The organism is Catelliglobosispora koreensis DSM 44566 (assembly GCF_000379685.1).
Taxonomy (GTDB): Bacteria; Actinomycetota; Actinomycetes; order Mycobacteriales; family Micromonosporaceae; genus Catelliglobosispora; species Catelliglobosispora koreensis.
The window spans coordinates 1,318,966-1,343,766 of the sequence record NZ_KB903249.1 but is presented as its reverse complement, the minus strand read 5'-3'; the positions used below and the strand labels follow the sequence as shown (position 1 = coordinate 1,343,766).

The 24,801-nt window shown below is 64.1% G+C and carries 31 protein-coding genes and 1 pseudogene; 13 read left to right on the top strand and 19 right to left on the bottom strand.

Annotated elements, in window-relative coordinates; translation table 11 throughout:
• Window positions 1-25 precede the first annotated feature (25 nt).
• Window positions 26-649 (top strand): DUF998 domain-containing protein, encoded by a 624-nt coding sequence (locus A3E1_RS0106255; protein ID WP_020519894.1) that lies wholly within the window; start codon window positions 26-28, stop codon window positions 647-649.
• Window positions 650-710: 61 nt separating this feature from the next.
• Here the strand turns inward: A3E1_RS0106255 and A3E1_RS0106250 are convergent, their stop codons facing one another.
• Window positions 711-1,904 carry an ATP-grasp domain-containing protein gene (locus tag A3E1_RS0106250; RefSeq protein ID WP_020519893.1) on the bottom strand — a complete coding sequence of 398 codons (1,194 nt, stop codon included), beginning with the start codon at window positions 1,902-1,904 and terminating at the stop codon, window positions 711-713.
• Between the two features lie 152 nt (window positions 1,905-2,056).
• Between A3E1_RS0106250 and A3E1_RS0106245 the strand changes: the two genes are divergently transcribed.
• The 3 genes from A3E1_RS0106245 to A3E1_RS0106235 are packed head-to-tail and all read left to right on the top strand — an operon-like array spanning window position 2,057 to window position 4,481.
• Window positions 2,057-2,932 (top strand): helix-turn-helix domain-containing protein, encoded by an 876-nt coding sequence (locus A3E1_RS0106245; protein WP_020519892.1) that lies wholly within the window; start codon window positions 2,057-2,059, stop codon window positions 2,930-2,932.
• Window positions 2,925-3,920 (top strand): aldo/keto reductase, encoded by a 996-nt coding sequence (locus A3E1_RS0106240; protein WP_020519891.1) that lies wholly within the window; start codon window positions 2,925-2,927, stop codon window positions 3,918-3,920. The genes A3E1_RS0106245 and A3E1_RS0106240 overlap by 8 nt, the downstream gene beginning before the upstream one ends.
• A gap of 9 nt (window positions 3,921-3,929) precedes the next feature.
• Complete coding sequence (locus A3E1_RS0106235) at window positions 3,930-4,481, top strand: YdeI/OmpD-associated family protein (protein WP_020519890.1); 552 nt, start codon at window positions 3,930-3,932, stop codon at window positions 4,479-4,481.
• A gap of 25 nt (window positions 4,482-4,506) precedes the next feature.
• Here A3E1_RS0106235 and A3E1_RS0106230 read toward each other — a convergent pair whose 3' ends face one another.
• Together A3E1_RS0106230 and A3E1_RS39200 are read right to left on the bottom strand one after the other, a co-directional pair.
• Entirely contained in the window at window positions 4,507-6,819 is a 2,313-nt protein-coding gene (locus A3E1_RS0106230) for a glycoside hydrolase family 6 protein (protein ID WP_020519889.1), read from the bottom strand.
• 158 nt (window positions 6,820-6,977) lie between these two features.
• A complete protein-coding gene (locus A3E1_RS39200) occupies window positions 6,978-7,583 on the bottom strand; it encodes a TetR/AcrR family transcriptional regulator (RefSeq protein WP_051104800.1) in 606 nt (201 codons plus the stop codon).
• An 18-nt stretch (window positions 7,584-7,601) separates the two neighbouring features.
• On the opposite strand from A3E1_RS39200, the gene A3E1_RS0106220 reads away from it, so the two are divergent.
• On the top strand, window positions 7,602-8,567 hold the full coding sequence (locus tag A3E1_RS0106220) for an NAD-dependent epimerase/dehydratase family protein (protein ID WP_026208136.1): 966 nt from the start codon (window positions 7,602-7,604) through the stop codon (window positions 8,565-8,567).
• On the top strand, window positions 8,564-9,076 hold the full coding sequence (locus tag A3E1_RS0106215; RefSeq protein WP_020519886.1) for a CYTH domain-containing protein: 513 nt from the start codon (window positions 8,564-8,566) through the stop codon (window positions 9,074-9,076). The genes A3E1_RS0106220 and A3E1_RS0106215 overlap by 4 nt, the downstream gene beginning before the upstream one ends.
• Here the strand turns inward: A3E1_RS0106215 and A3E1_RS39195 are convergent.
• From A3E1_RS39195 to A3E1_RS0106195, 4 genes are all read right to left on the bottom strand, one after another.
• Window positions 9,073-9,522, bottom strand: a complete 450-nt coding sequence (locus A3E1_RS39195; RefSeq protein WP_020519885.1) for a ribosomal maturation YjgA family protein — start codon at window positions 9,520-9,522, stop codon at window positions 9,073-9,075. The two genes, A3E1_RS0106215 and A3E1_RS39195, sit on opposite strands and share 4 nt — an antisense overlap.
• Before the next feature lie 53 nt (window positions 9,523-9,575).
• Window positions 9,576-9,878 (bottom strand): SemiSWEET family sugar transporter, encoded by a 303-nt coding sequence (locus A3E1_RS0106205; RefSeq protein ID WP_211215859.1) that lies wholly within the window; start codon window positions 9,876-9,878, stop codon window positions 9,576-9,578.
• 98 nt (window positions 9,879-9,976) lie between these two features.
• Window positions 9,977-10,339, bottom strand: a complete 363-nt coding sequence (locus A3E1_RS0106200; RefSeq protein ID WP_020519883.1) for an Mth938-like domain-containing protein — start codon at window positions 10,337-10,339, stop codon at window positions 9,977-9,979.
• A complete protein-coding gene (locus tag A3E1_RS0106195; RefSeq protein ID WP_020519882.1) occupies window positions 10,339-10,938 on the bottom strand; it encodes a VOC family protein in 600 nt (199 codons plus the stop codon). Before A3E1_RS0106195 ends, A3E1_RS0106200 begins: the two co-directional genes overlap by 1 nt.
• 23 nt (window positions 10,939-10,961) lie before the next feature.
• On the opposite strand from A3E1_RS0106195, the gene A3E1_RS0106190 reads away from it, so the two are divergent.
• Together A3E1_RS0106190 and A3E1_RS0106185 are read left to right on the top strand one after the other, a co-directional pair.
• Window positions 10,962-11,381 carry an NUDIX hydrolase gene (locus tag A3E1_RS0106190; RefSeq protein WP_020519881.1) on the top strand — a complete coding sequence of 140 codons (420 nt, stop codon included), beginning with the start codon at window positions 10,962-10,964 and terminating at the stop codon, window positions 11,379-11,381.
• 110 nt (window positions 11,382-11,491) lie between these two features.
• A complete protein-coding gene (locus A3E1_RS0106185; protein ID WP_020519880.1) occupies window positions 11,492-11,701 on the top strand; it encodes a CsbD family protein in 210 nt (69 codons plus the stop codon).
• Between the two features lie 5 nt (window positions 11,702-11,706).
• Here A3E1_RS0106185 and A3E1_RS0106180 read toward each other — a convergent pair whose 3' ends face one another.
• A complete protein-coding gene (locus A3E1_RS0106180) occupies window positions 11,707-11,988 on the bottom strand; it encodes a hypothetical protein (RefSeq protein WP_020519879.1) in 282 nt (93 codons plus the stop codon).
• A 47-nt stretch (window positions 11,989-12,035) separates the two neighbouring features.
• Between A3E1_RS0106180 and A3E1_RS0106175 the strand changes: the two genes are divergently transcribed.
• Window positions 12,036-12,476 carry a GNAT family N-acetyltransferase gene (locus A3E1_RS0106175; RefSeq protein ID WP_020519878.1) on the top strand — a complete coding sequence of 147 codons (441 nt, stop codon included), beginning with the start codon at window positions 12,036-12,038 and terminating at the stop codon, window positions 12,474-12,476.
• Here the strand turns inward: A3E1_RS0106175 and A3E1_RS0106170 are convergent.
• The 3 genes from A3E1_RS0106170 to A3E1_RS0106160 are packed head-to-tail and all read right to left on the bottom strand — an operon-like array spanning window position 12,459 to window position 14,977.
• Window positions 12,459-13,076: a pentapeptide repeat-containing protein gene (locus tag A3E1_RS0106170; protein WP_020519877.1), complete on the bottom strand. Its 618-nt coding sequence runs from the start codon at window positions 13,074-13,076 to the stop codon at window positions 12,459-12,461. The two genes, A3E1_RS0106175 and A3E1_RS0106170, sit on opposite strands and share 18 nt — an antisense overlap.
• A 22-nt stretch (window positions 13,077-13,098) precedes the next feature.
• Window positions 13,099-14,124 carry a 1-acyl-sn-glycerol-3-phosphate acyltransferase gene (locus A3E1_RS0106165; RefSeq protein WP_211215858.1) on the bottom strand — a complete coding sequence of 342 codons (1,026 nt, stop codon included), beginning with the start codon at window positions 14,122-14,124 and terminating at the stop codon, window positions 13,099-13,101.
• A gap of 10 nt (window positions 14,125-14,134) precedes the next feature.
• A complete protein-coding gene (locus A3E1_RS0106160) occupies window positions 14,135-14,977 on the bottom strand; it encodes a patatin-like phospholipase family protein (RefSeq protein ID WP_020519875.1) in 843 nt (280 codons plus the stop codon).
• Window positions 14,978-15,008: 31 nt separating this feature from the next.
• On the opposite strand from A3E1_RS0106160, the gene A3E1_RS0106155 reads away from it, so the two are divergent.
• Both A3E1_RS0106155 and A3E1_RS0106150 read left to right on the top strand, forming a co-directional pair.
• On the top strand, window positions 15,009-15,422 hold the full coding sequence (locus tag A3E1_RS0106155; RefSeq protein WP_157631333.1) for a hypothetical protein: 414 nt from the start codon (window positions 15,009-15,011) through the stop codon (window positions 15,420-15,422).
• A gap of 34 nt (window positions 15,423-15,456) precedes the next feature.
• Window positions 15,457-16,797: a hypothetical protein gene (locus A3E1_RS0106150; protein WP_020519873.1), complete on the top strand. Its 1,341-nt coding sequence runs from the start codon at window positions 15,457-15,459 to the stop codon at window positions 16,795-16,797.
• Between the two features lie 100 nt (window positions 16,798-16,897).
• Here the strand turns inward: A3E1_RS0106150 and A3E1_RS0106145 are convergent, their stop codons facing one another.
• From A3E1_RS0106145 to A3E1_RS0106115, 7 genes and pseudogenes are all read right to left on the bottom strand, one after another.
• Window positions 16,898-17,575 (bottom strand): neutral zinc metallopeptidase, encoded by a 678-nt coding sequence (locus tag A3E1_RS0106145; RefSeq protein WP_020519872.1) that lies wholly within the window; start codon window positions 17,573-17,575, stop codon window positions 16,898-16,900.
• Window positions 17,576-17,653: 78 nt separating this feature from the next.
• A pseudogene (locus A3E1_RS45940) lies at window positions 17,654-18,462 on the bottom strand (NAD(P)H-binding protein).
• Complete coding sequence (locus A3E1_RS0106135) at window positions 18,459-18,899, bottom strand: hypothetical protein (protein WP_020519870.1); 441 nt, start codon at window positions 18,897-18,899, stop codon at window positions 18,459-18,461. The pseudogene A3E1_RS45940 and the gene A3E1_RS0106135 overlap by 4 nt, the downstream one beginning before the upstream one ends.
• A 77-nt stretch (window positions 18,900-18,976) precedes the next feature.
• On the bottom strand, window positions 18,977-20,428 hold the full coding sequence (locus tag A3E1_RS0106130) for a multicopper oxidase family protein (RefSeq protein ID WP_020519869.1): 1,452 nt from the start codon (window positions 20,426-20,428) through the stop codon (window positions 18,977-18,979).
• Between the two features lie 4 nt (window positions 20,429-20,432).
• Window positions 20,433-20,900 (bottom strand): COX15/CtaA family protein, encoded by a 468-nt coding sequence (locus tag A3E1_RS0106125; RefSeq protein WP_020519868.1) that lies wholly within the window; start codon window positions 20,898-20,900, stop codon window positions 20,433-20,435.
• A gap of 95 nt (window positions 20,901-20,995) precedes the next feature.
• Window positions 20,996-21,583 (bottom strand): suppressor of fused domain protein, encoded by a 588-nt coding sequence (locus A3E1_RS0106120; RefSeq protein WP_020519867.1) that lies wholly within the window; start codon window positions 21,581-21,583, stop codon window positions 20,996-20,998.
• A 10-nt stretch (window positions 21,584-21,593) separates the two neighbouring features.
• Entirely contained in the window at window positions 21,594-22,562 is a 969-nt protein-coding gene (locus tag A3E1_RS0106115; RefSeq protein ID WP_020519866.1) for a phosphotransferase family protein, read from the bottom strand.
• A 53-nt stretch (window positions 22,563-22,615) separates the two neighbouring features.
• On the opposite strand from A3E1_RS0106115, the gene A3E1_RS39185 reads away from it, so the two are divergent.
• Entirely contained in the window at window positions 22,616-23,530 is a 915-nt protein-coding gene (locus A3E1_RS39185; RefSeq protein WP_020519865.1) for an aminoglycoside phosphotransferase family protein, read from the top strand.
• Window positions 23,531-23,559: 29 nt separating this feature from the next.
• On the top strand, window positions 23,560-24,288 hold the full coding sequence (locus A3E1_RS0106105) for a hypothetical protein (RefSeq protein ID WP_020519864.1): 729 nt from the start codon (window positions 23,560-23,562) through the stop codon (window positions 24,286-24,288).
• A 75-nt stretch (window positions 24,289-24,363) separates the two neighbouring features.
• Here A3E1_RS0106105 and A3E1_RS0106100 read toward each other — a convergent pair whose 3' ends face one another.
• Window positions 24,364-24,567: a cold-shock protein gene (locus tag A3E1_RS0106100; protein WP_026208133.1), complete on the bottom strand. Its 204-nt coding sequence runs from the start codon at window positions 24,565-24,567 to the stop codon at window positions 24,364-24,366.
• Window positions 24,568-24,801 lie beyond the last annotated feature (234 nt).

Genomic DNA, 24,801 nt, shown 5'->3' with positions numbered 1-24,801 from the left:
GCCGGGACGCCCGGTCTTACCGGGCATGACGAAAACAACTAAGAACCTTTTGACCGCTGGAGTCATCGCCGGTCCCCTGTTCGTGATCACGGTGCTGATCCAGGAACTGACGCGTGAGGGCTTCGATCCGAAGAAGCATCCGCTGAGCTTGTTAAGCCTGGGCGACCTGGGCTGGCTGCAGATCACGAACTTTGTCCTATGTGGAGTGCTCGCCTTCGCTTCCGCCTTCGGCATGCGGCGGGTGCTAAGCCCCGGCCGGGCCGGCACTTGGGGACCTATCCTCATCGGCGTCTACGGCATTGGGCTGATCTGGGGCGGCGTCTTTGTCGCGGACCCGGCATTTGGGTACCCCATAGGAACTCCAGATAGCGCCCCGGCGGAGCTGAGCTGGCACGGGATCCTGCATGGCATCGCCCCTGCCGCCGCGAGCCTGGCCCTGATGGCCGCCTGCGTCGTTTTCGCCCGGCGGTTCGCCGCTGAAGGCAAGCGTGGCTGGGTCATCTACAGCATCGCGGTCCTCGTGGCTGAAGTGGTGCTGACGTCAGCTTCCTTCGCCCTGGCTGACTACCGGCTCATGTTCGCCGGTGGCGTCATCATCTGGACCTGGATCGCCGCGGTGACCGCGCATTACAGAAAAGTCTCCGCCTAGGACATGCGTGGCGAGGCCGGTGCGATGACACGGGCCTCGCCACTTCCCCCCACCCCGGGTGCTAAGCCACCCGCAGATCCAGCCGTTTGACACCGGCTGTGGCGGTAGCAGCGGCCTGCCCGGTAGTCGAACCCGTCGCCAGGACGTGCCCCAGCCGCAGGCCGGCATGAGTCGTCGTAGGAACGAATTCCCCCCGTTGCCGGTAGACCGCGGCATCGGCCACGCCGTCAAGCGCGAGCGCTCCAGCCAGATTGTGGCCGGCGATGCGTCCCGAGACAGGTGTCGTCACGAAACGGACCGCCGCACACCGGTCCTGCACTGGTTCAGGTTTCACATCGATGCCACACGCCGCGTCGGCAAGGCACCGGTAGTAGTCGATTCCCGTGGCTAGCTTGATGAGTTCCGGGATCATGCCGCCCGGAAGGCCCCAGCTCGCCTCGATGAGGCGGGGCACACCGTTTTCAATCCGCACCTCGATGTGCACGGGCCCCCAGTCCAGCCCGAGCCTTTGCACGAGGCGCTCCACGAAGGGCGCCAGCAGCAGCCGCTCTTCCCACCGGTGCCAGGCGGCCAGCTCGCTCGCCAGCTCGACGAAACCAGTTGGCCCGCCAACGGTTTTGCGCCCCATAGCGACAGGAATGCCGTGGAAAAGCTCCACGGCATACTCAGGTCCCGAAACGAATTTCTCGGCTAGCAGCGGGCCGGCTATCGGTTTGCCCCGGTGGTCTGGCGCCCCGAGCCATTCGGCCACATAGTTTTTCAGCTCACTTGGCGAGGAACACGCCATGACACCGACGCCACCGCGTGCGGCCGGAGGTTTGGCGACGACCGGATAGTGACTGGCCGGAACGGAAGCGACGTCGTCGCGGTGCTCCAGAAGCCAGAACGGAACCGGGTTCGCGGCGAGGCCGTTGGACAGCGCTCTAGCCCGTGGCTTTTGATGGGTGTCCCAGACGGCCGCTGGGTCCGGGCCATCGAGCCCCAATGCCCGGGCGGCAGCCACCGCGGCGACGAGCGTCCTTTCCTGACCCGGGAGCAGGGCAGCCACCGTGTGGCGGCTCATTAAGCCCAGCACGCACCTGACGATGCAGGCCGGATCGGTCGTGTCGCATGAACGGGAGTCAACATCCGTGGCACCGGATGCGTCCGTCAGGACGGTCACCGTCATGCCGTGCGCTTTAGCTTGTGCAGCTAATGCCGCTCCATCGCGGCTGTCGCCTTCCACAAGGACAAATAGCGGTGGGTTGATGGTCATCTTGACACCATCCTCATCGCTGGGACACCTGAGATGAGTGTCAGGTAGATCAAGTCTTTACGAAAGAGGGATTGCAATATTGCACGAACATATGCTGACATCATTCCGATGTAGAATTCTCGCGTGCTTGAAACGGAAGGTTTCGCAGGACAGTGAGTGAACGCGATACTCCTTCGGTTCGCGAACGTCAGCTCGCCAGAGAGCTGCGCACCCTGCGTGCGACCGCCAATCTCAACGGCAAGGAAGTCGCCGAGCGGCTGGGCTGGTCACCGTCCAAAGTGTCCCGGATCGAAAACGGCCGCATCGGCATCAGCCCTGAGGACCTCGACCGGCTCATCGAGCTATATGACGCGCCCACTGAGCGAGCGACCTACCTGCGCCGGCTAGCCCCGTCGGCCCAAGCCCGTGGCTGGTGGGACGCCTACGCTGAAACGCTTAGCTCCGGCTACTCCAGCCTGCTCAAGCTCGAAGCCGGATCGTCGTCGCTGCAATGCTATTGCGCCCTCATCCCGCACGCGCTGCTGCTGACGCCGGCCTTCGCCCGCAGCATCATCATGAACGCACCACACCGGCCGTCTGTGTCCGAAGTGGAGCGCCGGGTCGACATCGTGCGCCGCCGGCAGGAAATCCTGACCCGCAGCACCCGGCCGCCCCTTCAGCTGACTGCCGTCATTGACGAGGCCGTGCTGCACCGGCGCGTCATGACACGGGAGGAGGCCCGTTCAGACGTCGTCGACGAGCAGCTGCATTGGCTTGTCGAGTGCGCCCGCCGCCCAAACATCACCCTTCAGGTGCTTCCTTTCGCCGCGGGGCAACCGCCGGTCTCGGCCGGCTCGTTCTCGATTCTGGAGTCATACGCCAGCGGTGCGCCTGATGTGGTGTACCTGGAAAACAAGTCCCGCACGTTCTTCATCGATGCTGAACCCGAAGTTCATGCCTATACGCAAGACTTTGAGCTGCTCAGCAGGAACGCGCTCAGCCCCAAGGAATCGATAAGACGGATCATGAAATCCTTCGCAGATGCGTAACCGCCTTCTGGGCAACACCCGGCTCGCCGTGTCCGAGTTGGGATTGGGCTGCATGCCCATGTCAGAGTTCTATGGGCCCGCTAACGTCGCCGGATTCACCAAATCCGTTCAGCTGGCCATTGACCTCGGTGTCACCTATTTCGACACCGCCGCCTCCTATGGCGCTCCGCAGCACGGTGAGTCGGCTAACGAAGTTGTGCTCGGCGACGCTCTGGAAAACCGCCGCGACGAAATCGTCCTCGCCACCAAGTTCGGTGTCGTCCGCCAGGGCAACCGCCTGGTGGCCAACAACTCACGCGAGCACATCCTCGGCTCCATCGACGATTCGTTGCGCCGCTTGAAAACAGACCACATCGACCTGTATTACCTGCACCGCCACGACCGCCGGATTCCGATCGAAGAAGTCGTCGGCACGATGACCGAACTGGTCACCGCGGGCAAAGTGCGCTACCTCGGGCTGTCCGAAGTGGACCCCGCGACGCTGCGCCGGGCGTGCGCGGTCTACCCGATCACTGCTCTGCAAAGCGAATACTCCCTCATCAGCCGGCACTTGGAAAGCGGCACGATCGCGGCGGCCCGTGAGCTTGGGGTCGGGCTCGTGGCGTACTCCCCTTTGAGCCGGGCCCTGCTGTCGCAGCGCCCACCGGAATGGCATTTGCTTTCCCCCGGAGATCTGAGGCGATCCCTGCCCAGGTTTCGCAGCCCGAATCTGCAACACAACCTGGGTTTAGTGGACCGCGTCAACAAGATCGCCGCTGAGGTCGGCTGCACCACCGCTCAGCTCGCTCTCGCCTGGCTGCTGAGCAAGGGGCAGGACATCGTGCCGATCCCGAGCAGCACCCGGCCGGAGCACCTGCGTGAAAACGTTGAGGCGACGGAGTTTTCGCTGACCGACGAACAGGTCCGCCTGCTCGACCACGCGATCCGTCCCGAAGATATCGAGGGTGAGCGCAACACTCCCGCCGCACTCGCTCTCATGGCCCACTAACCTGATCCCATGGCGAAAGATGAGTTGCCGTTGCTCGGCTTCGAGACCCAGCAAGACTTTGAGCGCTGGCTGGAAAAGGAACACGCGATAAGTGACGGGGTCCTGGTCAAATTCGCGAAGAAGGGCCGCGGCATTCAAAGCGTCAACTACGCCGAGGCGCTGGAAGTCGCGCTGTGTTTCGGGTGGATCGACGGTCAGGCCAAACGGATCGACGATGACTTCTATCAGCAGCGGTTCACGCCCCGGCGCAAACGCAGCATCTGGTCGAAAATCAATACGGAGAAAGCCGAAGCGCTCATCGCGAGCGGGCGGATGCGCCCGGCCGGGCAGACTCAGGTCGATCTGGCCAAAGCCGACGGCCGTTGGGAGCGGGCCTATTCCGGTCCGGCCACAGCACAGGTGCCGCCAGAGGTCGCGGCCGACCCAGAAGCACTCCAGCAGATGGAAAAGCTGAACTCACAGAATCGCTATGCCTACATCCACCGGTTCACCCAAGCCAAGCGCGCTGAAACCAAAGAGAAACTGCTCACACAGTTGCGCGAGGGCCACAAGTTCTACTAGTGACCCTCGCGCAAGCCGCCCTAACTTAGGGCAGCGGTGGGTAAGCGTTCGCCATCAGCTGCTGGAACTGAGCCGAGAACCAGTGTCCCGACAGCGGTGCACCGGGCAGCGAGCCAGACATGTTGTTCCCGTTCAGGTTGTTGCCTGTATAGGTCGGGTCACACATGCGGTCGAAGCCCTTGCCTTCGTTGTTCGGGATCTCGGTGCTCGAGCCGTCGGACTCGCCCGGCGGCTTGGCCCAGACGTAGGCGTCGATACCGGTTTCCGGGGCTGCCGTTGGGCGCTCGCCCATACCGGCACCGGCCTGGTTGCACCAGTTGCCCTTGTGGATGCGGCGGTCGATGCGCGACTGGTTGATGTTCGTGTTGAGCACGGTCGACGTGCTCGCCGCCGTTGGCCGGGTCGCCCCGCCACCGGCACACGGGGTGACAACACAGTTGCCCCAGCCGTTGCGGGACGTGTCGATGAGCATGCCGATGTTGGGACTGAAGCCCTGCGTCACGAGACGTGACCGGAACGCTTGAGCGAACGTGAGTTCGTCGTTGTACTGGTTCCAGTCCACCCAGGTCGACGAGCGGACCTGTGCCCCGCCGATGGAGCCCTGCAGGTTGATGTAAGGCTCACGGAGAGCGGACGTGTTGGCGGTGTTGGTGATGAAGCCGTGCACGTTCGCCGGGGTGCTGCCTTCGGCATTGGCCGCTTCGAACAGCTTCTGAGCGGTCGGGCCGAAGTTGCTGTCCCAGCCGATCCAGCCGTGGTGAGCGGAGTCAATGTAGTTGTAGACGTTCGGGATCGCACCGAGCTTGCGCAGTGCGTAGCCAACACCGTTGACGTAGCCACCGTTGGAGTTCATGGTGGCGCACTTGGCGATGCTGAGGTTCGTCACGAGGTTCGGCAGCGAGTCGATCTCGATGGTGGCCACGATCCGCAGGTTCGCGTATGCGGGGCGAGCCAGGATCTCGGCCATCGGGTCGATGTATTCCGCCTTGTACCGCGGCAGTTCGCTGACACCCAGTTCGCCGTTGGAGGCGAGAGCGGAGCAGTCACGGCCGGGCAGGTTGTAAACAACCATCTGGAACACCAGTGGCGCGGCGCCGTTGGCGGCATCCTGAACGACAGCTTCGTTCAGGTGCGCTTCGAGCCCCATGTTGCCGGTGGTCGGGCTGCCGTTGCCGTAGAGCGCGCTGATCCGGTCGAACCACACGAACGTCGGCGTGTTGGCGACCCGGCTGCCGCCCGGTTCGGCCAGTGCGTTGGCCCGCCACAGCGGGTTGACGTATCCGGTCGAACCCACGTAGGGGTTATCGACGCGTCCAATGACGTCGTTGTCAATCTCGGTCACGTTCGCCTGTGCCCCGGTGTAACCGGTGGCCGACGCCGCGATCGTCGCGGTGCCGTTGACGGAGTCGCTGTCCTCGGCCGCTGAAACCGTGGCGTTGACGCCCGTGTTCCAGTTGGACGTGGTCAGGGTGACCGGAGAACTGACGGTGATGGAGGTGTCGCCGGTGCGCGCGAGCGCCACGGAGACGTTGCCCGACGGGGCCGCGTTCAGCTTCACGTTGAGCGAAGCCGAGCCACCTTCGGCCACGGACAGTGCTGCCGGAGTGAGCACAATGGACGGTGTTTGCGTCCCGGTCACCGTGAACGAGACGTTCGCGGTAGTCGTTGTGCCACCAAGGTTGTCCACCGCGCGGGCGGCGGCGGTGTGCGTGCCAACGGCCAGGCCGGTGGCACTGCCGGTGTACGGGCTAGAGGTGTCGCTGGCGACAACCGCCCCGTCCACCAGGAAGTCAACCCGGGCAACGGTTCCGTCCGAGTCAGAGGCGTTCGCGCCCAGGGGCACAGCCGTTCCAACGGCGAAGGAGGCACCGGCCGTCGGGCTGGTCAGGCTGACCGAGGGCAGCTGGTTGACCGGAGGCTGGCCGTTGCAGGCGACCCCGTTCACCGCGAACGATGACGGGCCACCGGAGTAGCTGCCGGTCCACCGGCCGTTGAACCCGATCCCGGTGGACGCGCCGGTGCCGAGGTTCTTGTTCCAGTCGAGCGGTGTAGCGGTCACGTTTTGCCCGGAGGTGGTCCAGTTCGCGGACCAGCCGTTTCCAAAGGTCTGACCGGCCGGGAGGGCGAAGGTCAGGGTCCAGGTGGTCCAGGCGTCACCGGTGTTCTTGACGGTGATGTTGGCCGTGAAGCCGCCGCTAGACGGGCCTTCCGTCCACGGATTGGCCGTGTACGTGACTTCACATGAGGCTGCTGCGTGAGCTGCCGTTACCGGGAGGGTCACCCCGGCGATGGCTAGCAGGCCAGCCCCAGCCAACGCAGCTTTTCTGCGCAGGTTCATGCCTTCTCCTTGGGAGCGTGCATATCAACAAAAGAAATGCCGAATTGAGGAAGACATGCCAGGCCCGGAACAGGCGGCGTCATTAAGCACTCACGGTCCTGCCCTGAACCGCTCGTGTGTCCACAGTGTTACATGGAAGCGCTCCCAAAGGCAATGGCCTATGGCTGGTACGTGAGCACCGCCGACATCAGCATGACCACATCACCGTGCAGCGCCGAGAAAGGACGGTCCGGACGCGACGGTTGATCGATCGCCTGCAGCAGCAATTCATTAATGCCACCAACGATCGCGAGTGCCTGCGAGGTCGTCAGCGGGCCAATGTCGGGATTGGACGCGCGGCCGAGCTCGACCAGGTCGACAATCGTCCGGGCGAAGCGGCGCAAGGTTTCCTGCCGCGTGCGGAACGCTCTGGGTCCCGCTCCCTGCAATTCAACCAGGAGGGTACGGGAGAACTCCGGCATCGAGTCCAAAGCGGATAGAAACGCGGCCGCCCCGTTGGTCACGAGGGTTTTCCAGTTCATCTCGGCGGCCGTTCCCGCGCCCCGAATCACTTTCACCAAGTTGCCGGTGACGTGTTCATACAGCGACAGCAGGCAGTCTTCCTTGCCCGAGAAGTGTTCATAGAACGTCCGCTTGGACACGTGAGCCATGGCGACGATATCGGCGATCGTCGTGGCGGCGTAGCCCTTCTCGGCCACGCACCCGGCGAGGGCGCCAATGAGATCACGGCGGATCGTCTCGTCGGTGCGCGTCGCGGAGGTCATGGCTGACAAGATAGCGCCATGCGCATACTGATCGTGGGTGGTACCCGCTTCGTTGGGCGTCACATCACCGCCGCAGCCGTAGCCGCTGGACATGACGTGACCCTGTTGCACCGGCGGCCGTCTGACCTCTTCCCCACGTCCGAACACCTGCTCACCGACCGCAACGAGGACCTGTCAGCACTGCACGGGCGCCAGTTCGACGCCACGGTTGACGTCTCGGCCTATTACCCCCGTCAGGTGAAGGCGCTGGCTCAGGCGCTCGGCGACGGTGCTGGACAGTACGTCTTCATTTCCTCGGTTTCCGCCTACGGTCAGCCAGACGGGCCGGGATATTCCGAACAGTCCCGTTTGCACGAACCGATCGACCCGGAACCGGAGAAGGTCACCAACGACAACTACGGCCCGCTGAAGGTCATGTGCGAGCAGGCCGCCGTCGAGGCCTTCGGTCCCAGCACGCTCATCATCCGCCCCACATACGTGATCGGCCCGCTGGACTACACCGGCCGCTTCACCTACTGGGTGCACCGCATCGCCGCTGGCGGTGAGGTGCTCGCTCCCGGCAAGCCCGAGTGGGGCCTGCAAGTCATCGACGGCCGCGACCTGGGCGACTGGACGGTCCGCATGGTCGAGCGCGCGGCGCCCGGCGCGTTCCACACCGTGCACCCCGCTCCCCCGTTCGGCTTCAAGGACATGCTCGACACCATCGCCGCGACCGTAGCCCCGGCCGGCACGACCATCACCTGGGTCGACCCGGAATTCGTTACGGAGCAAGAGCTTGGCGCCCTGCTTCCACTGTGGCCCGAAGGCGAACTCGAGTCCGTGCTCAGCGCGGCCGACCCGTCAGCCGCTTTGGGCGCTGGCCTCGTGCCCCGATCGCTCGCGGAGTCCATTAAGGACACGCTCGACCACGAACCCGTCCCCACGACTTTCCTGTCCCCTGAGCGTGAAGCCGAAGCCCTGAAAGCCTGGCACGAACGCTCATGACCTCCTGGCTGCGCGCGCCCGGCCAGGGCTCCTACGCCAAGCCTGAACGGGAGCGCCGGTTCTTACTCACCGGCCTCCCGCCCTCAGCCGGCTCTCCGCGCCTCATTGAGGACCATTACCTATCTGGTACTACGTTGCGCCTGCGCCGGGTCACCAACGGCACCGACATCGTGCACAAGTTCACCCAGAAAGTGCGCCCCGACCCCACCGACCCGTCTGTCGTGGCCATCACGAACATGTACCTCACCGCCGCTGAACATGCTGTCCTGCAAGCACTCCCCGGCGCACAGCTAACAAAGTCCCGCCGCGCCTGGCAGATCGGCCCGTTCTCCTTCGCCGTCGATGAGTTCCACGGCCACCTGCAAGGCTTACTGCTCGCCGAAATCGAACTCGAAGACCTCTCCACCGAACTTCCCTTGGCAGATCCGCTCTTTGGCACCGAAGTCACCCACGACGACCGCTTCTCCGGCGGCTCCCTCGCCACCGCCGTTGCTATACCGGCTTTTTAACCGCCAGCAACTTCCCGGTCTCCTGCGTTAGCTCGCGGACCGGGTGCCTCATCTGTTTGGGAACGTGCGCGGGCACGAAGGAACCAATGCGCGGCGGCCAATGGGATGACACCCACGGGGTACCAGGCGACATCGATGAGGTCGAACTGGGCGCCTAGCAGTTGGCGCGCGAGCCAGTTGCGTTGGGACAGTGCCGCGGGTATCGGGGTGAGCTGTGCGAACTCGATGAACCAGCAGTAGGCGATCGCGGCGCTGCCTGCGGTGAGTGGGGAGATCCGCGGCCAGATGAAGATCACTATCGTGTACACGATGGCCGCGGAAAAGGCAGCGCCTGCGTACTGTTGGATAGGCCCATCCATCGCGGCGCGGATGGCGAAGGCGGCGCCTGTGAAGCTGGCTGCCAATACCACCATCAGCAGCCGAGTCCAGCGCACTGCGAGCGACATCGCGCCATCATAAGCGGCACAGCACGCGGCTACGTCCGGTTGGGTGCCCACCGTCAACTTGACGTTGGCTCAACTGGCTGCGGGCGGTCGCGGTGGGCTGCGCGGATGAACAACGCGACGATAATGGTGGAGATGGTGACGGTCAACGCGACGATGTTGGGCACGATGAGCGCCCAGTCTCGGCTGACAACGCCATAGCCGAGCCACAGCGCGAACCCGGGCAGCAGCACGGCGAAGTAGCCAAGGGACAGGTCTTCAGACGAACGCCGCTGAATCATGCGGCGGATTTGCAGCACGGGAGCGACAGCCATGACGACTCCCCAAGCGGCTGCGGCGATGGCGAAAAGGGTCACCACGCGGATCACCTCGGTTAAGTGAGGCGCTCGGCCTGATGAGCTGCGTCAGCCGCGAGACACGGCCGGGAGCGCAAACGCAACCGCAGCCATGATAACCCTCAACACGTCGAGTGAAACAGCCCACCAACGGAAGCGCTGTCGCATAGGGAGTTGTAAAGACGGACCGCCTCTTGCGTTTGCGCCACGTGAACGGTCAAGCCTCGCGCCTCAAGCGCGGCAACCACTTCCGGTTGCACCTGCAGCACCAGGTCGATGCCACGCGAGAGCACGACCACGGTCGCGCCGTGCGACAGCAGCTCCTCGACGTCGGCGAGCTGGATGCCGGGGTCATGCCGTGTTCCCGTTTCGGACCAGTCCCACGCCCGGCCACCGCCGGGGTAGAGCTTGAAATCCTTGCCAGTGCCTAGGCCTTCGACCTCCATCCGGCCCCAGGACAGATGCGTCACCTTGGGAGACGGCATTAGTCGCGGCCTTGCCAGGTGCAGACGCAGATTTCGTTACCCTCCACATCGGACAGCACCCAGAACGCTGGCGCCGCCTTGTCGGACACGAGCGTGCCGCCGGCGGCCAGGGCGGCGTCGATGCGGGCGCGCGCGACGTCGTGTGGCACTGAAATGTCGAAGTGGATGCGGTTGCGCTGCGGGCGTGGCACCTCCATTTGCTGGAACCACACCGCAGGGCCCTGGCCGGACGGGTCGCTCAGGGCACCGTCGTCATCGTCGTTGTAGGCGAGCGCGGCTTTCCAAAACGGGCGGATGGCGTCGATGTCAATCGCGTCGATCGCGAGCTCCAAGGCTTGCACCGGGCCCGGAACGGTGTCAAAGCCGTGTTCGCGCAACGTTTTCGTGATTTGGGCGGCCAGTTCGACGTCGCGTGTCGCCAGCAAGACTTCCGTCGCGCGCAGGTCGATGGTCACGTCGCCGGAGGCGATCCACGTGGCCACCTCGGCACCTTGGGCCAGCGTGTGCACGGGAACTGTCGCGCGCACTTGGCCCAAGACAAAGCGCCAGCCCAAACCGGAAACCGCATCGGACATCTCTTGCCGCGTCAACTTCGCCATGCCCGAAAAGATACGGTAACCAGGTGACACAAAGCATCCCACCCATCGACAAAGTCGCGTGGATCCTCTTGCGGGACGGCAAGCTTCTGAGCACCCGTAATCACGGCCGCGAGCTGTTCTACTTTCCTGGCGGCAAACGTGAAGCGGGCGAGCAGGACCTCGACACGCTCGTGCGCGAGATCAAGGAGGAGCTGACCGTCGATATCAGGCGCGAGACAGCGCGCCTTTACGGTGTGTTTGAGGCGCTGGCGGACGCGCAAAACACACCGCGTCTGGTCACGATGGCGTGCTATTTCGCTTCGTACGACGGAATGCTTAAGCCCAGCAACGAGATCGCCGAGATGGCGTGGTTCACCTACGCGGACCGTCATCGGGTGTCGCTTGTGGACACACTCGTGTTCGACCAGCTCCGTGCCGATAACCTCTTAGGAAACGTTACTTAATGTTCCGTATTTCCGTTTAGAACATAATTCGGGCCAGATCACGTTTGAACCACAGCCAGCCGGGAACCCTAGTAGTGCAACCGAGCCTCGATATCAGGAGGTTAAGAACCATGAAGGACGCCCGCGACAAGGCTGAAGAGCTCAAGGGTAAGGCCAAGGAAAAGATTGGCGACTGGACCGATAACGAAAGCATGCAAGCCGAAGGCATGGCCGAGCAGGCCAAGGCTAAGGCGAAGATGACTGCCGACGACGTCAAAGACAAGGTCAAGGACAAGGCTGGCGAGCTAAAGGATAAGGCCAGCGACGCGATGCGGCGGTAAGTGAATTAGTTCCGGCTCAGCAGCTTGAGGACCGCGCGCTCCGCGCGTTGCCAAGGGTCTGCTGAGCCGGGCGCAATGGTAACGCCGTGCCAGGTGTAGGCGTTGACGTGTTTCACCTCAGGGTCATCATCATCGCGCCGCAGGAGTGCCTTGATAAGGGCCGCCACGGCCGCATTGTCCACATCGGACTCCGTCGTTATCACGCCCTTGGCGGGGAAGCAGAAACCTTTGCCGCGGCGCTTGCGCGAGATTCCGGCGACGTCAAGCTTCGATGGGCGCAGGCGCATGCTTTCCGCGTACCCATTGATGGTGCTCTTGAATCTATAGTGACGAAGTGATCAGCATCTCGAAACTCACCGAGGACGACCGGGCCGGCTGGGAGCGGTTGTTCCGGGCCTACATCGCATTCTATGAGCGGGAATTGCCGCAGGCGGTCTATGACCAGTCGTGGCAACGGTTTCAGGCCGCGACGGAAATTCACGCTCTCGGCGCCAAGCTCGACGGCGAGCTCGTCGGCATCACGCACTTCTTGAAGCACCCGCACACCAACGGTCCTGACGTGTGCTACTTGCAGGATCTGTTCACATCGCCGGAGGCGCGGGGCAAAGGTGTGGCGCGGGCTCTCATCGCCGCAGTCGCCGAGTGGGCGCGTGAGCAAGGGTGCGCCCGGGTTTACTGGTCGACAAGGGAATCCAACACGACGGCACGCCGTCTCTACGACCAGGTGGCGACGTTCGACGGGTTCATCCTGTACAAGCTAGGGCTTGACGGTTAAGCCGAGTGTTTCCGCGAGCGTAATGGCTTGCTGGGCATCGATAATCGCTCCCTTGACTTGGGTGGTCAAGGGGTCCAATGTGGACAGATCCGAGCCCCGCAGGTCAGCTTTGGTGAAGTCGGCCTGATGCAAGGACGCCCCGGAAAGGTCGACGTCGCGCAAGGTCGCGCCGGGAAACCTCGTGCCGGTCAGGTCGGCTTCACGCAAGCGGACACCCGTGAACACAGCCTTGGCTAGATCAGCGCCGGGCAACCCGGTGTAGGACCAGTCGCCGCCGGTGACTTTCAGCAGGCCAAACGTGCAGCGATCGAACATGCTGCCAACCAGCTTGCATTCTTCAAACGTCACGTCGAAAAACGAGCACGCGACGAAGGTGCAGTTGACGAATGCCGCGTTGCGGTGGACCGACGAGTTGAACTGGCAGTCGCGAAACACGCAGTCGGTGAAGACCGCCCCGTCGTTGGCCGCCTCGATCAGATCGATGTCGATAAAGGCGACACGCTCGGCGGCCCGCCCACTGATGTCAGCGTCGCCCCACTCCTCGTGCCGCACCTCAGACTCGGTCGCGGCCGGCTGCCGTCCACCCACACGTTCTGCCATGCGCCGATCGTATCCGTGGCGTTCAGTGCACGCGGACCGGGCGGTTCTCGGCGATCCAGGTGTCGATCTGCTCCCACCAGCCGTAGAGCCAGGTCACCTGAGCGTCGCGGTCCCGTGGGATGTCAGCGGCTCGTACGCGCCACCAGCGCGATTTGACGGTCTGTTCCATGGGCAGGCTGCGCCAGATGTCACGGGCCGTGATGAGGTCGTCAAGTCCCGTGTGCGCCACGAAGATGACGTCTGCCGTGGGCGCGGCCTCAACGGCGGCAAGCACTCCGCCGGTGCGTGGAGCGAGCAGATTGGACATGCCCCGTGCCCGGGCCGCCGCTTCATGCTGGCCTTGGGTTTCGAGTCGCTCGATCGCCCGCTCACGGCGGCCGTGCGTGAAGTTGCCGCCTTCGGGGAAGATGAGCAGCGCGTCGGTGTCGCCCAGCCCGCCCGCCAAACGGGTAATCTCTTGCGTCACACCGCTTCCCGGTCCCTTGCCCGGCCACACGAACGCGTGCGGCAGCCGGTTGATGACGACATCGAGGATCGGGTCGAACTGCAGGGCGCCCTTCATCACGATGCAGGGACGCCGGCGATACAGGCTGAGCAGCTGGTTCACGATGAGGAACGAATCGCCCGGTCCAGCGTGTCTGCTTAGGACGATGACGGGACGCGTCAGCCGCGCGGCCAGTTCTTCGGGGGTGAGTTCGGGTTCCTCGATTTCGACAGTCAGTTTGAAGAGCTTCGTCATGATGCGGAACAGGTTGGCCATGAACCAGCGCACGAGACCGTAATGCCGGTCTTGGTGTGCGGGAGTCTTGAGGCGGCCGCCGAATCCGCTTGCCACCCACAGGCCGAGACTGGCGAACAGCGCCGCCGACTCCATCACGAGCCACGCGACGCTGAAGAAGATGAGCCGCAGCATGCGCCGGCGGCCGGCCCGGGACGGACTCGCCACGACCGCCAGGATGAGCAGCAGTGGCAGCAGCACGATCCAGCCCAGGGTGATGACGATGACGAGTGGTGCGAAGATCAGACGGCGAATGATCCGGGGTGGCACCACATCCTCCTTAGGCCGCGGCAGCCTCCAAATAGGAGCGCGAAGCGGTGTACGCACGCTGAATATGCACATCGATACGCGAAGTGTCCCGGTACCGCAAGGGGGACAGATCGCCACGACTAACTGGATGATCGGCTCCCGCGGGCAGGACGTGCACCTTGACCTCCTTCGGCAGCGACGCCATCTCCTCGAAGAACCGGTGCCGCCGCGCGATCTCGAACGCGACCATCCCGAGTTGCCACGGCCGTTTGGGTGCGGTCAGCGGCTGCTCGATGCGCCCCACGTGCAGCACGTAGATCTCTTCCGCGCCAAGGCTTACCGCCCGCCCGACGGGGATGCTGTGCACGAGTCCGCCGTCGAGGAAGTGCTCGTCACCGATTTGCACCGCGGGCAGCATGCCGGGCACCGCTGAGGATGCCAGCACGGCTGGGATAACCGGGCCGTCGCAGAACCAGTGCGCCGTGGCCTTTTCAATGCTGGCCGCCACGCACTGGAACGGGATCTCCAGCTCCTCGATGCGCTCGACCGGCAGCAGCTCCGCGAGCAGCGCGGCGAGCCCTTCGTTGGGCTGCATGTGTGTGCCGGACTTGAGAAACGTCCCGACGCGTTTCGCCAGCGAAATGTCGAAAACCGACACCACGCGTGAACGCCACAGGTCAGCTAATTTCGCGACATCGTGCGGATAAGCCGCCGCGAACACCCCGTTGATCGCCCCGACCGAGGTCCCGACGATGACATCGGGCCGGATGCCCGCCTCGTAGAGCGCCTGCAGCATGCCCACCTCATGCGCCCCGAGCACCCCACCCCCGCCCAGCACAAATGCCGTCTTCACCGTTTGGGTCTGGTCGCTCACCGGGCAACTATGGCACGGATAGAGTTTGATCGTGACGCAGTGGCGGGAGCAGCGGGACCGGGCGGTGGCGGCGCATAGTGCGGCGCTGGAGCGACAGCGCGCCGCGGAGGCGGCGCAGGGGCGGGAGCTGGTCGCTGACTTCGTGCGCGAGGCGAAGGCGCGTGGACTTCAGCCGGAGCCGCTGAGCGCCCAGTCCTATAACGGCAGCACACGGTTCAAGACGAAGCTGCGCGGGTGGTATCTCAACCAGGCCCGCACGATCGCGGTCGGCGAGGACGCGAAATACTACGTTTTGCTTGTGCCGCATAGCTTTCAGGCTCGCTTCACGGGTGTCGCGCCCGCGCCGCAGGATCCGCCGAAGATCGTCGGCGAGGGTGGGCGCGATGGCGAGTCGATGTCGCTCAAGGAAATGCTGGTCAGGCGTCTGTCTCAAGTAGAGGGCTAGACACCCAGGCCGGACCCTATGTGGATTTCCGGCCATGGGACAGAACGTCATATTGTCGACGATCGCTGTCGTCACGGGAACGTGGCTGGGCGAGCGCCTCCCGCTCTACTGGGCACACCGGGGCTTTCTGCGCCAGGCTGGGTCAGCCGCCGCCGCACCCCTGGTCGTGGCCATCGCCCTGGCGGCCCTGGCCGTGTTGCTATCGATCGAGAGCTACGACCGGGGTGGCGAGCCCATCTTCCATCCACAGCCCTTACCTGCCTACGCTTTGTGGGCTGTGCTCAGCCCGGTCGCCGCGGTAGCGGTGGTGCGGTTCGTGCGGGCTCACCGGCCGGCCCTCGCCTGGATCACGGGAATCCGTGGTATGGCGGTCGTCCTGGACCTGGCCGCCATCGCGGCCGGCTGGCAGGCAGCGACCGATGCCAGCCTTAGTGGCGCATCAGCACCCCTGTGGTCTCCGCTGACACTGCTAGAAATCGAAGGCAGCGGAATCGCCTTCGGCACCATCGATAATGGCCTGTCCGCTTCGGAGGCGGCCGTCGGCTCAGCCAGCGGCCCGGTGCGCCAGCTCCTCATCTTCACGTTCTTCCTCATCGGTTACGGGCTTGCCACGAGCCGTGCCGACGTGACGCCGCGGCCCATCGTGCACGCCACCGATCCGGTGGCCCCGCAAGGCAAGTGGTCCGCGATCCAGTGGGCCGGCGCCGGGTTCACCACGATTTTCATAATCCTGTGGGGGTACGCCGTGAGCGTCCTGACAGCGGCCCTCAACGACAAGAACGATCCCGTTGGGGAGCACCACATTTGGGCACACGAACTCAGGCAAGCCGCGATCGTGGGCATCGTGGCCGGGCTCGTGCTGCTACTCGCCCGGCAAGGTCCTGTCATAGTGCCCGTCATCGTGACCTATGTGGTGCTCATGACAGCGGACGCGATCGCCGACCGCACCGGCGCGGCCGGCCCTGGCGCGGGTTTCGCGATGGCTGGGATCGCGATCGTTGTCCTATGTGGAGCGTGGATGCTCAGCCGGTTGCTCACGCCGGCGTTTCCGCGCACGCCACGTTCATCGCGCCGTGTTCTGATCGTGATGGCGGTGACGGCCGTGTTCGTGGCGGCCTCCAACAGCGTTCACGTGCCCGACTGGGAAACCGGTCTGCCGTGGGCTTATTTCGGGGTTCATGCCGTGGTCACGGGACTGCTCGTGAGCATCGGCGCCGTGGCGGCTCTCAGCGCCCGTGAGCGTCCTATCCGGACGGTCCGCACCGTAGCGATTGTCGTTGCCGTGGGCGGGCTCACGGCGTACCCACTGAGTCTTTTGGGAATGTATGGTCGCCGAAGCGCTGATGGCCGCGGCGGGTTATGCCTTCCCGGTTGATGGTCTCCCGATGCTGCCCGGCTCGCTCGTCGTCGGGATCGTGCTGGGTGCTGTGGGCGCGCTCGCGCACTTTCCCAGAGAGCAGACGGCTCCCGTCTTGCTACAGCCCACAGGCACCGAGGGAATCGCTGTAGCCGGAAGCGAATGACTCATAGCGTTGCTCGCCTGTGCCGTGTGATTCAGGAGCGAACCAGGGCTGGCCCGGATCGTCGCCAACGGCGATCAGGCCGGCCCGGAACTCCTCGAGGTCTCCGTCGTCGAGCCGCAATCCGCCCGAGCGCACGGAATCGCCAATGTAGGCACCGGCCATGCAGTCGGCTTGCAGCTCAAACTGGATCGTGAACTCATGGCTGACACCAAGCCGGGCTTGGATCGCGTGGGCATACTCGTGCCCCAGGAGGTAGTAGAGGAAAGCATCACCGATGCGCTGAAACGCGACTACCGCCCAGTCAACGTCATAGGCGATGAAGTCCCCCGCCGGACAATAGACGGCGTTGTTCTCCGGGATAGCCTGCTGCCCGCAGGCGACTTCGCCAGCGCGCCGGTACGCCGCTACCGATCTCAGCGGAACGAACCGTTGCCGCGAGGCCTGAAATTGTGCGGCCCAGTAATCCTCCGCGAGGTTCACCGCACCGTTGAGATCGGCTTCGAACTCCTCGATGCTCGTCGTGCCGTCTTCTTGCTGGCCGGGCGAGGGCGGCGCATTGTCTCGCGGTGGCTCGACGAAGCACGCCGCGAGGAGGATGGCCACGATCGCGGCGAAGGGGCCTGCTCGCATGGCTCCTTAGTACCCGCGTTGGCGGTTTGGCGAAACAGCCGGCTCCCGCGGTCTGCGGGAGCCGGCCGTTGGCCCAGGTTAGGCGGCCGGATCCCAGATTCCGGTCGCAGCCGTGGCCTTGACATACTCAGCGAAATCGCCTGGGTCGCGGCCCAGCGCACGCCGCACCCCGTCGGTCACGTGCTCGTTTCGTCCATCCAAGACAGTCGTGAACAGATAGATCAGCAGATCCACGACGTCTGACGGGACCCCTCCGGCCAGCAATGCCTTGGCATAGTCGCCCGGCTCGACGCTGATGAACTTCACGTCGCGTCCGACCGCCTCGGCGATCTCGGCGACCGCCGCCGCGAAGGTCAGCAGCCGTGGCCCGGTGACCTCATAGACCTCGCCGTCATGACCACTTTCGGTCAGCGCGGCCACCGCGACATCGGCGATGTCGTCAGCATCGACGAACGGCTCGGCTACCTCCCCCACAGGCAGCACCACCTCGCCGGACAAGACCGGCTCCAGCAAATAACTCTCGCTGAAGTTCTGGCTGAACCAGCTGGCCCGCACCACGGTCCACGCAGACCCGAGTCCTGCACGATCTTCTCGCTCGCCAGCGCCTCATCCTCGCCGCGGCCGGACAGCAGCACGAGTTTGCGCACCCCTGCCGCCTTGGCCAGCCCCGCGAGACGTTCAATCGCCTCAGGCGCGCCCGGAACAGCGAGATCGGGATAGAACGCGACGTAGGCCGCGTCAATCCCGTCGAGCGCCGGAGCCCAGGTTGACGGGTCGTCCCAGTCGAACACCGGACGGGACCCTATGCGGACCGCAAAGCCTTTGTCTTCAAGGCGTTGCACGATCCGGCGGCCCGTCTTACCCGTACCCCCGATAACCAGAATCATTCTTCCTGCTCCCCCTCGACGATCACATGCATTCGGTAAAGCCTGAACCCGAGCTGTTTCGCGACGTCCAGCATTTCCGTTTCATTAGCTGGCACAACGGTTTCCACCTCGGCGACCTCAGGGTGTTCCACTTGCAGCACCCGCATGAGCGCGGCGTTGAGCCACAGTTCCAGCCCACCGCCCCGGTGCGGTTGAGTCACCACGGTTTCGCGCTGCAGCGCCCGTTGCGGGCGCCACGGCTCGATCACCACCTGTGTGTAGCCAGCCAGGCTTTGCCCCCGCATGGCAGCCGCCGTGCGCAGCGTCCCCGCTGGGACGTTGTCACCCCACAGTTTCAGCTCATAGCCAGGATGGCTGGTCCCGGTCAGCTCGCTGAGCCAAACCGGATGCAGGCCAGTCATGTCAAGCAAGAGATGGTGATAGGCGTTGACCCGCATCCGTTAACGATCACAGAACCGCCGGCGGGCGAACAACGACAGATCCTGAATGGCTCGATAATCAGCTAGTTATGGATTCACTCCGGCACGCCTTGCAGCCGGAACGGCGTGCTCACGCCTTCGTACATCACGTGAGCCATCAAGCCTTCGGTCGCGTGGGGCAGATTGTGACAGTGGTCCATCCAGAGGCCAGGGTTGTCAGCGACGAACGCGATTTCGTAGGACTCGCCGTTGCCAACTTCTAGAGAGTCAGTCCACCAGGGGCTTCCGGTCGCCGCGACGCCATCGCGCGCCAGCACGACCGCATGGTGCCCGTGCAGGTGCATCGGGTGCGTTTCGCCGCTGCCGTTGCTGATGGTCATCCGCACGATGTCGCCTTCGGTCACCATGAACATGGGAATGTCGGGGTACAGATGGCCATTGACGGTCCAGAACAGGCCGGGCCTGCCGTCGATGAATCCCGGCCGGCGCCCAATGTCATAGCGGAACGTGCGGGTGGCGTTTGCGGGCTCCAACCCGAGCGCCGCAGGCTTGCCATAGCTCAGCAGATCCAGTGTCGCCTTCGGTCTTGGCACGGTTGGTGCCACCGCCGCTGTGCTCCCCAGCACGATCGACACCGCACCGGCGAGCTGAACGCGCACCGAGCCGCCATCGGCCGGCATCGTCAGCTCCAGATCGGCGCGGCCTCCGGCCGGGACGGGAACCGCGACGTTGTCGACCGTGCCCGGCTCGTTGACTTCGGTGCCGTCGATCGCGGCCACCTGGAACGGCGCGCCTGCCACCCACGCCGAGAGCAAACCGTTGTCGGTATTGATAACGCGCACCCGCACGGACTGTCCCGGGGCGGCGAGCACACTTTGCTCAGCTAAGCCGTTGACGGTCCGGTTGCCACCGTAAAGGTGATGCAGGGCGACAGTGTCCACTCCGGACAGTGGTGTCTTCGGGGCGATCACGATCGGGCCCAGCAGTCCGCCCGCGACCTGGTGATGCGAGAGCCGATGTGAGTGATACCAGAAGGTTCCGGCTTGGCCGGCAACGAAGCGGTAGACATAATGCTGTCCGGTCGCGACCGCGTCCTGGGTCACACCGGCGACACCATCAGCCGCGTTAGGCACATCAATGCCGTGCCAGTGCAGGGTTATCCCGTCTGGGACGGTCTCGTTGACGAGGGTCACCTCGACCAGCTGGCCTTGCACCGCTTGAATCAGCGGTCCCGGCGACTGCCCGTTAAGCGTGTACCCGTCGAACCGCTTGCCCGTTCCAAGCGTGAACTTTTCCTTGCGCGCCACCAGTTTCACGGTCACGTCAGCGGGACGCGCGGGATCGGCCGTAAAGCTGGTAAGGCTGCGTCCCGCGTGGTCGTGGTGCCCCGCATGACCCCCGAAGTCGGGCCGGCCCATATCGGTGATCTGAAACGACGCCGGAAGACGGCTGGCGTTCCAGAACCAGGCCAGCGGCGCGACGATCAGCGCCACCGCGAGGCACCCCACGATGAGACGAAGGCGGGTGCGCCGCTTCGGCTCAGGCATGGTCTCAGGTCATCGTCGGGCTAGTAGTTCTGGGCGCGGTGATGGTGTCAGGAGCCGCGCGCATATTGCGGGCGGCCGCCAGCGAAGCACCGACGAGAAGGAACGCGTTGAGCCCATGCAAAGCGCCCAGGAACGGCACGCCGTGACCGAGCAAGCCCAAAACGATCTGCAGCGCCACAAGACCCACCACGATGAGTGCGAACTTGACCGCGCCCGCGACCTTAACGAAGAAGGCCACGATCAGCAGGATCAAAGCCAGCGCTGGAATCACCATCATGCCGTTGATGCCGTGAATGGCGAATCCCACCACTTCAGAGAAGGGGGTCGCCTCGCTTTCCATAACCGATTTGTCGAGGACACCACCTCCCTCGACCCACTTGCCGAGGCCGGCGACCGCATAGACCATGACCATCGCCTGTATGGCGACCTCGGCGGCGATGACGTAGGCAAGGATTCGGTAGAAGCTGCGCATGTCCCGTCCTCCTCAGTGAGCGCGGATGCTCACTCCCATGATCTGCCTCATGGAGCCCACGTACAGCCATCTTTCTGACTTTTTTGGCAAAACGGTCAGATTCGGCCGGAGTAGACATCCGTTCGGGTCATGAGTTCCTGGATGAACGGAATCGGCGGCATCGTCCGTGCGACGGTGCGCTCGTCAGCGGTAATCGGCACGACCTGGATAACACGCACCGGACCCTCGGCGGTCGGGAAGTAATCCTTGTCTGTCGCTGTCAGCGGGCCAGAAAGGAACGCCGCCGCACAGCCGGGGAACGCCGGGAACTCGCGCGGTAGCCCGACCAGATGGCCCCAGTCGATCGGCGCGCCCGAATCCCAGGGGTAGGCCGCCAGATTCGCCAATTGGGCCGCCACAGCGTGCTCATCCTCGTTACTCAGCCAGCCCCGCCGGGCCAGGCGCAACTCTGCCCGCTGGCCGCCACCGGACGGGCCGTCGGGGCGGCCCACCGGCATGGGCGCGATGGACATGCCAATCGTGGTGAAGGTGGTGAGGCTCATTGACCCATGTGCCCGGTGCACGAGCACGTCAAGCCGGGAAATCGGCTGCGGGCCGTTGTCAAACGTGATGCCATCGTCTTCCTCGCCCCAGGTCTGCCGGATGGCGTGGAAGACGTCACGTAAAACAGCGGGTGCTGACATGCCGGCGAGATTACCGTTTTCCGTTACCGAACCAGACCCGGGCCAGCTCTTCGAAGCTCGTCACTTCCCCAGCTGGCACTTCGCGCAAATACCACGGCACGTTGGAATACACATGTAGCAGCGTATAGGCCATGACCCGATTCGGCAGCCCGTCGAGGTCACCGGCCGGATAGGCATAGCCTTCGGTCATCGCCCGGAAAACCGCTGCCTCCCCACGCGAGATGAACACTCCAAAGGCGACGAAGTCATATTCCGGGGCGCCCTGCATCGCTGGCTCGAAATCAAACAGTCCCGACAGCTGCCAGTCCCCGGTTTGCTGACTGACCAGCACGTGCGTGTCCATGAACTCGGTGTGCAGGAGCGACGGTTTTTCCAAGGTGAGGTCAGCGCTGTCCAGAAAGGACGGAATCTGCGCTAGCCACCGCTCTTCGAGGCCTTTGCTTTTCTGCCTCACGACACACTTCGCCCGTTGTTCGGCCACGAAGGACGTCCAGTCCCGCGGTTCCAGATAGGGGCCAGCGAAGGGCAGGCCTTCCATGGGAGTTAGCTCGGGTGGGGCGAGGGCATGCAGTTCCGCCAAGGCGACGCCGAGCTGCCTGCCGAGCCGCTCTCGTTCCACTGTGGACAGATGTGGCCAAGCCCGGCGCAGGGTCATGCCATGCATGCGCTCCATCAGCACGTAGCCCCAGCCGCCGAACACACCGGCCGCCTCCAGGGCTGGAGTCGGCAGGCTAAGACGGCCTTCCAGCGCCTGCATCACTCCGGCTTCCACGGCGAGCTCATCGCCGTACACGGGAGGGAAGAGCTTCAGCACCAGGCTCTGGCCGATGGCGAACACGGGCAGCGATCCCTCCGCGAACGGCTCGATCTGTGTCACGGGCAGCCCCAGATGCTGGCAGAGCTGGGCGACTCCGGGAAGCAGGTCGCTTTGCCCAATCGCTTTGTACTCAGCTTCGGTCGCGGCCGCCGGGAAGATCATGCCGATACCCAAGCACACGGGCGCGTGGCGTGTCTTTGTGATTTTCTAGTCTCATGGTCCCGCAGGTCCCCATCATGGTGCGCCGGACAGCCGACAGCCGTGGTGAGACCGGCAGGGCGTGGCTGGCTTCGCTTCCGGGCTACGTCAGTCACTTGAGCGAAGCCTGGTCGCTGCGGCTTGGCGAGGTGCTCGATGGCGGGACGGTAGCGCTGGTCGTCCGCGTTACGCGGCAAGACGGCACGTGCGCGGTCCTCAAGCTGCAACTGCCAGGCCTTGATTTCGCCACCCAGGTGCGGACGCTCGTAGCGGCAGGCGGATGTGGCTATGTTCGCGTCTACCGCCACGACCTGAGCCGTGACGCCGTCCTCCTGGAGCCGCTCGGGGCACCCTTAGCGCGGCCCGCGGAAGAGTCGCTGGACATCCTGGCGGCCACGCTAAAGCTCGCGTGGCGCCTTCCAGCCCCCGCCGCCGTGAGCACGCCGACGAAAGCCACCCAGCTGCGGGAGCTCATCAGCGACTTGTGGACGGAGCTGGGTCAGCCGTGCTCACGTCAGGTCGTCGACAGGGCACTGTCCTATGCCGACGATCTGGAGCAGACGTTTCGTGCCGACCGGCTCGTGCTGTGCCACGGCGATCCGCACCCCGACAACGCGCTGGCCGTTTTGCAGCCGCGGCAGGGCGCGGACGCGGGATACGTGTTCGTCGACCCGGATGGACTGCCCGCGCCGCCTGCCTACGACCTTGGCGTGGTCCTGCGCGGCTGGACCGCCGAGGTTCTCAGCTCGGCCACTCCCGCGAAGCTGCTGCGCGGCTATGCCGGGCGCCTGGCGTCGGCCACCGGCGTTGGCGTGGAAGAGATCTGGCAGTGGGGCTTTACCGAACGCGTCTCCTCCGGTCTCTACCTCCTGCGGCATGGTCATCTTGACGAAGGCCGCGACTATCTTGCCTCCGCCGAACACCTGATGTAATTCACATCCGCAGATGTATCGTGTGGCGCATGGTCCACACTGGACGCCGCTTGCCGCGCCTCGCCCTGATCGTGTTCGCCCTGCTAACGGCCAGCTGTCAGAGCGGTCCCAGCCTTGGCGATAGCCCCGACCTCAACGTCGTTTGCCGCGCGGCTAACGGAGGTGTGGCACCCGATTGCGTCGCTGACGTCACCCGTCTCAACGGTGTGCTCACCGAAGCGCTCAAGGCATTGCTGTCGTCAGAGGCGGCCGCGAACAACAACCTGCGCAGCGAGACCGGCCCCGTCGGCGGAACGGGCCCGACGTTTCATCCCCGTGTCATCGAAGGCGACCTGCACTACGAAGCGCCTATACGCCTTCAGGAAGACAAGAAAGCCGCCAACCTGCACATCATCATCGACCGCTGGGACATCATGCCCGAGGGCCAGAGCTGCTTGATGTCAGCCGAGGCGGTAGCCGAGGAGAAGTCGAAGGGAACCGTCGTCCACCGTTGCGATAGGACAGTCGACGCGGCGGGAAACACGATTCTCGTCAGCGATGTCTCGCGGCCCTATGGCGCGAACGAGTTCGCGAAGATCCTCGCGAGAGACTTTCACGTGACGGCGTTCCGCAAAGATTCGGCGGTCATCACTGTCAGTGTCGAAACCGTCGTGAATACCGATCCTGACCGGAGCAAGACCGGCGACTTGCCCACCATGCTCACCCTGGAACAGGCGATCGGGCTGGCGCTCAATTCAGGCTTCCGCCTGAGCTCCTAAGGGGCCCTGACCTCACGACATGGGAGAAAATACGACGGTGCCCGGAACTTGAAGTTCCGGGCACCGTATCATCGATTACAGCGTGGTGACGTTTTCCGCCTGGGGGCCTTTCTGGCCCTGCACCACGTCAAAGTTGACTTTCTGACCTTCACTCAGCTCTTTGAAGCCAGAGCCGGTGATCGCCGAGAAGTGCACAAAGACGTCCGAACCTCCGCCATCCTGTGCGATAAAGCCGAAGCCTTTGTCAGCGTTGAACCACTTCACGGTTCCTGTTGCCACGATCATTCTCCTCAATGTGAGGTCCAGGGACCGCCAGCTACCTTTGCCGGCTTTACACCACCTTGGAAGGCCTCACACAAGTCGACCGTAGCACGGGTACATTATCTAGAAAGGCTTGATCTCACCATGGCTCACAAATCAGCTGGAACAATTCGCCAATCTGAGCCCACCAGCCTCAGTAGTTGGTACTTCCCCGGCATGCCGCCTGGCCTGGACGAGTTACATCTCACGTCC